6 protein-coding genes are annotated in these 6209 nt (G+C 72.7%); 3 read left to right on the forward strand and 3 right to left on the reverse strand.

Features of this window, described 5'->3' with window-relative positions:
* Positions 1-814, forward strand: an 814-nt coding sequence (locus M4J07_RS46115; protein ID WP_305129017.1) for an ABC transporter permease subunit, incomplete at its 5' end; no start/stop codon positions are given.
* 13 nt (positions 815-827) lie between these two features.
* On the opposite strand, the gene M4J07_RS46120 is transcribed toward M4J07_RS46115, so the two are convergent.
* Positions 828-1157, reverse strand: coding sequence for an ATP/GTP-binding protein (locus tag M4J07_RS46120; protein ID WP_255983066.1), 330 nt, complete (start codon positions 1155-1157; stop codon positions 828-830).
* Between the two features lie 212 nt (positions 1158-1369).
* Between M4J07_RS46120 and M4J07_RS46125 the strand changes: the two genes are divergently transcribed.
* A complete protein-coding gene (locus M4J07_RS46125; protein ID WP_255983068.1) occupies positions 1370-2404 on the forward strand; it encodes an LLM class flavin-dependent oxidoreductase in 1035 nt (344 codons plus the stop codon).
* Between the two features lie 105 nt (positions 2405-2509).
* Here the strand turns inward: M4J07_RS46125 and M4J07_RS46130 are convergent, their stop codons facing one another.
* Complete coding sequence (locus M4J07_RS46130; protein ID WP_255983070.1) at positions 2510-2902, reverse strand: SCO5389 family protein; 393 nt, start codon at positions 2900-2902, stop codon at positions 2510-2512.
* 245 nt (positions 2903-3147) lie between these two features.
* On the opposite strand from M4J07_RS46130, the gene nucS reads away from it, so the two are divergent.
* Positions 3148-3819 (forward strand): endonuclease NucS, encoded by a 672-nt coding sequence (nucS, locus tag M4J07_RS46135; protein ID WP_255983072.1) that lies wholly within the window; start codon positions 3148-3150, stop codon positions 3817-3819.
* Between the two features lie 143 nt (positions 3820-3962).
* Here nucS and M4J07_RS46140 read toward each other — a convergent pair.
* Positions 3963-6209 (reverse strand): ATP-binding protein (locus M4J07_RS46140; protein ID WP_255983074.1); only part of this gene is annotated, 2247 nt, incomplete at its 5' end.

A 6209-nucleotide genomic window follows, 5' to 3' on the forward strand; every position in this document is an offset into this window, starting at 1 on the left:
GGCGCCCGGCCCCGGTCCCGGGTACGCCTCGCCGATCCCGGTGCGCCGCGCCCACCTCGGGGACGCGCTCGCCTCGGAGTGGACGAAGATCCGTTCCGTGCGCTCCACGATGTGGACGCTCGGCGTGATGATCGTGCTCATGGTCGGCATCGGCCTGGCCTCAGCCGCGGTCGTGTCCGCCGCCGACACGGTGACACCGAGCAGCGACGAGGTGCTCAGCTTCGGCTTCTTCGGCGTCCTCCTCGGCACCATCTGCGTGATCACGCTCGGCGTCCTGACCATCGCGTCGGAGTACGGCACCGGCATGATCCGCACGACGCTGACGGCCTGCTCCAGCCGCAGCCGGGTGCTCGCGGCGAAGGCGATCGTCTTCTTCGCGCTGGTCTTCGTCCTGACCACGGTGTTCGCGGCGCTCGTCGGCGCGCTCCAGGTCGGCATCCTGGGCGTGGACTCGCCGGCCGGCTCCCAGTGGTTCAAGGCGACCGTCGGCGTCGGCCTGTTCGTGGCGCTGCTCGGCCTGCTCGGGCTGGCCGTCGGCACGCTGGTGCGGCACTCGGCGGGCGCGATCACGATCATGATCGGCGTGGTGCTGCTGCCCCTCGTCCTCGCGATCTTCATGTTCTCGGAGTCGCTGAAGGACCTGCAGCAGGCCCTGCTGGAGTACTCGGTCCCCAGCCAGCTCGCCGTGCTCTACGACAACTCGGTGACCGCCGGTTCGGGCCCGACCGGCTGGGACCCGCTGTGGATCATGATCGCCGTGACGGGCGTGGCGCTCGGCGGCGCCTTCCTCACGCTCAACAACCGCGACGTGTAGGGCGGTTGCCCGGTCAGTACCGGGGCGCGTTCCTGGACCGCTGCACCTTCGTGGTGCGGCGGTCCTTCGCGTTCCAGCACGCCTTGTGCCAGTGCCGCCGGTCGTCCACCCCGCCGTACTCGGGCCAGGCGACGACATGGGCGACCCCGGAGCCGATCTCCTGGTCGCAGCCCGGGCAGCGGTAGGTCTTGCCGGCCGCGCTGGCGCCCGCCACGTGCCGCACGCTCCACTGCTCGCCCTGCCAGCTCTCGGCGGACTGGAACCCGCCGTAGCGCCGCCCCTCGTCGTCGCTGCCACTGCTGGACGATCCGCCGCCCTGGGGGCGGTTGCGACGCGGGGACACGGCTCACCTCACGGTGTCACTACGGGGTAGGGGTCACCACCAGCGTACGCCGAGGCCGACGGGGTACCCGACGCTCGTCACTCCCGCGCACCCGCCACGGTTCTCCGTAAAATCTGCCAATCTGCATGCCGAGCCGTGTCCTTGGCACTTGCCAGCCGTTAATGCCTTCAGGGGAGTGCCCGCGTCGGCGCCTTAAGGAAGGCAGGAGTGCGATGCGCGTAGGGACGTTTGTACTGGCCGCCCAGTTCCCGGGTCAGGGCCAGGGGGAGGCACTGCACCGTGCGGTGCGGTCGGCGGAGGTCGCCGAGGAGGCCGGCCTGGACTCGGTGTGGCTCGCCGAGCATCACTTCGTGCCGTACGGGACGTGCCCGTCGGCGATCACACTGGCCGCGTTACTGCTCGGCCGCACCCGCACGGTGCGGGTCGGCACGGCGGTGAGCGTGCTGCCGACCGCGCACCCGGTGGCCCTGGGAGAGCAGGCGGCGCTGCTGCACCTGACGTCCGGCGGGCGCTTCTCGCTGGGCGTGGGGCGCGGCGGCCCGTGGGTGGACCTGGAGGTCTTCGGCGCGGGCGTGGAGGCGTACGAGGAGGGGTTCCCCGAATCGCTCGACCTGCTGCTGCGCTGGCTGCGCGACTCCCACGTGGCGAGCGAGGGAGAGCGGTTCGCCTTCCGTACGGTCCCGGTCGTGCCGCGGCCAGCCGAGGCGATCGGCGGCACCGACACCGAGGGTCCCGAGGTCGTCGTCGCCTGTACGTCGCCGAAGAGCGTCAGGCTCGCCGCCGAGCGGGGTCTGCCGATGCTGCTCGGCATGCACGTCGGCGACGCGGAGAAGGCGGAGATGGTCGCCCTGTGGCGGCGCTGCGCGCGCGAGGCAGGGCGCACCCCGGACGAGATCATCGCCGCGCCGCACGTCTCCGCCGGTGTCGCCCAGATCGGCGACCGCAAGGCGGAGGCGGCCGAGGCACTCCTGAAGGCGATGCCGGGCTGGCTGAAGCAGGGCCTGGACGCCCACGTCACGGTCGACGGACGCGCCCGGGCGATGCGGGACCCCCTCGCGTACACGGAGCTGCTGTGCGGCCTCCACCCGGTGGGGACGCCGCAGTTGTGCGCGGACCGGCTCGCCACCACCTCGGAGCGGACCGGCATCACGCGGTTCGCGCTGCTCGTCGAAGGCTCCGGCGATCTCGCGGCGACGGAGGAGAACGTGCGCCGCCTGGGAGCCGAGGTCCTGCCCCAACTCCGCTGAGTCCCCGTTGAGTTGCTCCCCGGCGCCGTGATTCGGCGCCTGCCGCCCGTACAGATGCACCTCCCGCGTACGGGCGGCCGGCAAGCCGAACTACGGCATCAGCCGTCAGCAGTCGCGCAGCTCGGGCGACTGGTTGAGCAGCTGGTTGCGGACCGAGGTGAAGCGGGCCAGCGTGTCGTCCACCGCCGGGTCGAGCGGGAAGACCGCTACCCGGTGGCAGTTCTGGAACGCCAGCCGAACACCGAAGTGCCGCTGCAGCGCGCCGCGTATCGCGTCACTCGCGAGCGCACGCAGCAACTGCCCGCGTGCCTGCTCGTCCGGCGGCGGCGTCTGGTTGTCGGCGAACTCTCCACCGTCGACCTTCAGCTGGGCCACCAGGGAGCTGATCATCTCCCATGCGTAAGGCAGGGAGGTCCGGACGCAGTCGACGAAGTCACCTTCGTCGACCTCGCCTCGCTCGGCCTGTTCCAACAGTGCCGGTGAGACGTCGAGCGACATGGGTACTCCTCTCGCACCCCCGCCAGGAAGCGGGGGTTGACGGACAGGCCGGGAGCCCGCGGAACGCACCGCTCATCGAACACGCAGCGTGCACGCGTCGCGACCTCCTGCTTCTACGGTAAGCAACGCGTCCGGGCGGCAACAGGGCGTGGAGCGCATGGTTCGCACACAACCGGCCAATAACGAACGGGGGCCTACTGGGGCGAAGTGCGTGGACCAGGGGGTGTCGAGTAGCGTTGCCGACCATGCGTCTTGTCATCGCCCGTTGCTCCGTGGACTACGCGGGCCGCCTCACCGCCCATCTGCCGTCGGCCCCGCGCCTGATCCTCGTGAAGGCGGACGGCAGCGTCTCCATCCACGCGGACGACCGGGCCTACAAGCCCCTCAACTGGATGTCCCCGCCGTGCACCTTGAAGGAGGGCACCGGCGACGACGAGGGCACGTGGACCGTCATCAACAAAGCGGGCGAGAAACTCATCATCACGATGGAGGAAATCCTCCACGATTCCTCGCACGAACTCGGCGTCGATCCGGGTCTCATCAAGGACGGCGTGGAAGCGCACCTCCAGGAGCTGCTCGCCGACCGCATCGAGACGCTCGGCGAGGGCTATTCACTGATCCGCCGCGAGTACATGACGGCGATCGGTCCGGTCGACATCCTCTGCCGCGACGCCGACGGGCAGACCGTCGCCGTCGAGATCAAGCGCCGGGGCGAGATCGACGGCGTCGAGCAACTCACGCGCTACCTGGAGCTGTTGAACCGCGATCCGCACCTCGCGCCGGTCCGCGGCATCTTCGCCGCCCAGGAGATCAAGCCGCAGGCACGCGTCCTCGCCACCGACCGGGGCATCGGCTGCGCCGTCCTCGACTACGACGCGATGCGCGGCATCGAGGACGACAAGCTCCGCTTGTTCTGACCCGTCGTTTCCCGGCCATCCGGGAGACCTGCGCGAGCACCCCACGAAATGCCGCAGACGCATCTGCTCATGGACCGAGCAGATGCGTCTGCGGCATTTCTGTGGCTGAGCGCGCAGTTCCCCGCGCCCCTGACGGGGCGCTCCTACATGACGGTGGCGGTGCTGGTGGCGCTGGTCCCCGTCGGAGAGACCGGCGCGCTCGCCGAGTCGGAGGTGTCCGGGGACGACTCCGGCGGCGTCGTCGGCGGCTCGGACGTCGGCGGGGTCGTCGGCGGCTCGGACGTCGGCGGCTTCGTGGTCGGCGGCTTCGTGGTGGGCGGCTTGGTCGTCGGCGGCTTCGTGGTGGGCGGCTTGGTCGTCGGCTTGTCGGGCGACTTCGTCGGCTTGTCCGGCGACTTCGAGCCGCTCGGGTCGTCCGACGGCTCACCGCTGGAGCCGGTCGACGGCGTCGGATCGTCCGCCGTGCCGGGGATGCCGTCCTGGCCGGGGTCGGTCGGCTTCGACGACGACGGACCGCCGCCACCGCCGCCCTTGTCGGCCTTGTCCGCGCCGAGCTCCCCGCCGTTCTCCCCCGCCGACGCCGACGGGTTCGTGCCGACCTTGTCGGACGGCGGCTCGTCGTTGTTCGACGTGGCGCCGAGCGTCACGACCGTGCCGAGCACCGCCGCGAGCAGCGCTCCGGCGCCGGCCGCGACGAGGTTGCGCCGGGTGCCGGTGACGACCGACTTGCGCGAGGGCGCCCGGCCGCCGACGACGGTCGGCGGGGGCCCGGGCGGGGCCTGCCGGGTCACCAGCGTGTCCGGCTCGCGCGGCGGTTCGGGCAGCGCGTAGGCGGCGGGCACGCCACCGGGCGGCGACTGCGACTCCTCGTACATCGCGTCCGGGACTTCCTCGCCCGCGGCCGTGCGCCCGCCGGGCAGCGCGCCGCCCGAGCGGTCCGCGACCAGGGCGAGCGCGCGGCGCCCGGCGATCGTGCCGCGCTTGTCGGCGAGGGCGCCGCGCAGGCCGATGGAGGCCTCCAGCTCGGCGCGGGCCCGGTCGAGCTGCCCGCCGAGCAGCGCGAGGATGCCCAACTCGTGGTGGAAATAGGCCTCTTCGGGGACCTCGCCGGCCAGCCGGGTGGCCTCCTGCCCGGCCCGCAGCGCCCGCTCCCAGGCGCTCCAGGCGAGCCCGGCGGCGAAGGCGGGCGCGGCCGCCCGGGCCAGCTCCACGGACGCGCTGGTCCCGCCGTCGACGGGCGGCGTCGTGGACGGTACGAGGGCCAGGAGCGCGGCCAGTACGGCATCGGACTCGGCGGCGACCCGCTCGGGCCCGACGGACGGGTGACCGGCCCACCAGGCGTAGTGCCGGGCGGCGGCGTCCGCGTGCCCGACCATGTCGTCGGCGTAGCCCACGGCCTCCAGCTGGGTCTGCACTCCGGAGGCGAGCCGGTAGCGGCCGCCGACGGCGGTGACCAGTGCGCCGGCGACGAGCTCGGAGAGGGCCGCGTCGGCGTGCGTGTCGCCGACGAGTGCGGGCAGGTGCGCCTGGTGCGGGATCTCGCCGCCCAGCGCGACGGCGAACCGCAGGGTGGCGCGGGCCGACTCGCTCAGCCGGGAGGCGAGCAGCGCGGCGGGCGCGGCCCCGTCGGCGAGCGAGGGCAGCGGCACGTCGTGCCCGTCGGCGGCGTCGAAGGGCGCGTCGACCGGGGCGGCCTCGGGGCCCTCGTAGTAGCCGTACTCGTCGAAGGCGTTCGGGTCGGAGCGCAGCAGGTCGCGCTGGCGCAGCAGGGCACCGGCCTGCGCGAAGCGCAGCGGCAGCCCCTCGGACTCGAACCAGAGGTCACCGGCCCACTGCGCCTCCTCGTCGGTGAGGACGCGGCCGACGGCCCACTCCAGGAGTTCGAGGCTGCTGCCGCGGCCGAGCCCGCCGAGGAAGACCTCCTCCACATGGGAGTCGGCGGACGGCGCGGCGACGTCGGGCGTCGCGGACAGCAGGAAGGCGCACTCGGGCGTCGCTTCGAGGAGTTCGTCGAGCGCGGCGCCACCGAACTCCAGGTCGTCCAGGACGACGACGGCACCGATCTCGTGGACGAGTTCGAGCAGCAGGGTGCGGTCGGGGCGGTGCAGCGGTGCGTTGTAGACCGCGCCGAAGAGGTCGTACAGGACGTCGCTCGCGGAGCGGCGGTGGCCGGACAGCCGGACCACGCCGTCGGGCGCGATGTCGAGGCAGTCCTCTGCTATCTGGTCGAGCAGCGCGGTGCGCCCGGAGCCGGACGGGCCGGTGAGCCGGACGGAACGGCCGCGCGCGAGGAGCCGGACGAGCCGCTCCCGGTCCTCCTGCCGCTCCAGGAGCGGGAGTCGGGGCAGGGCGGGCCCGAGCGGGTCGCCGCCGAGTCCGATGCCGTACTG

The organism is Streptomyces longispororuber, from assembly GCF_024448165.1.
Taxonomy (GTDB): domain Bacteria; phylum Actinomycetota; class Actinomycetes; order Streptomycetales; family Streptomycetaceae; genus Streptomyces; species Streptomyces longispororuber_A.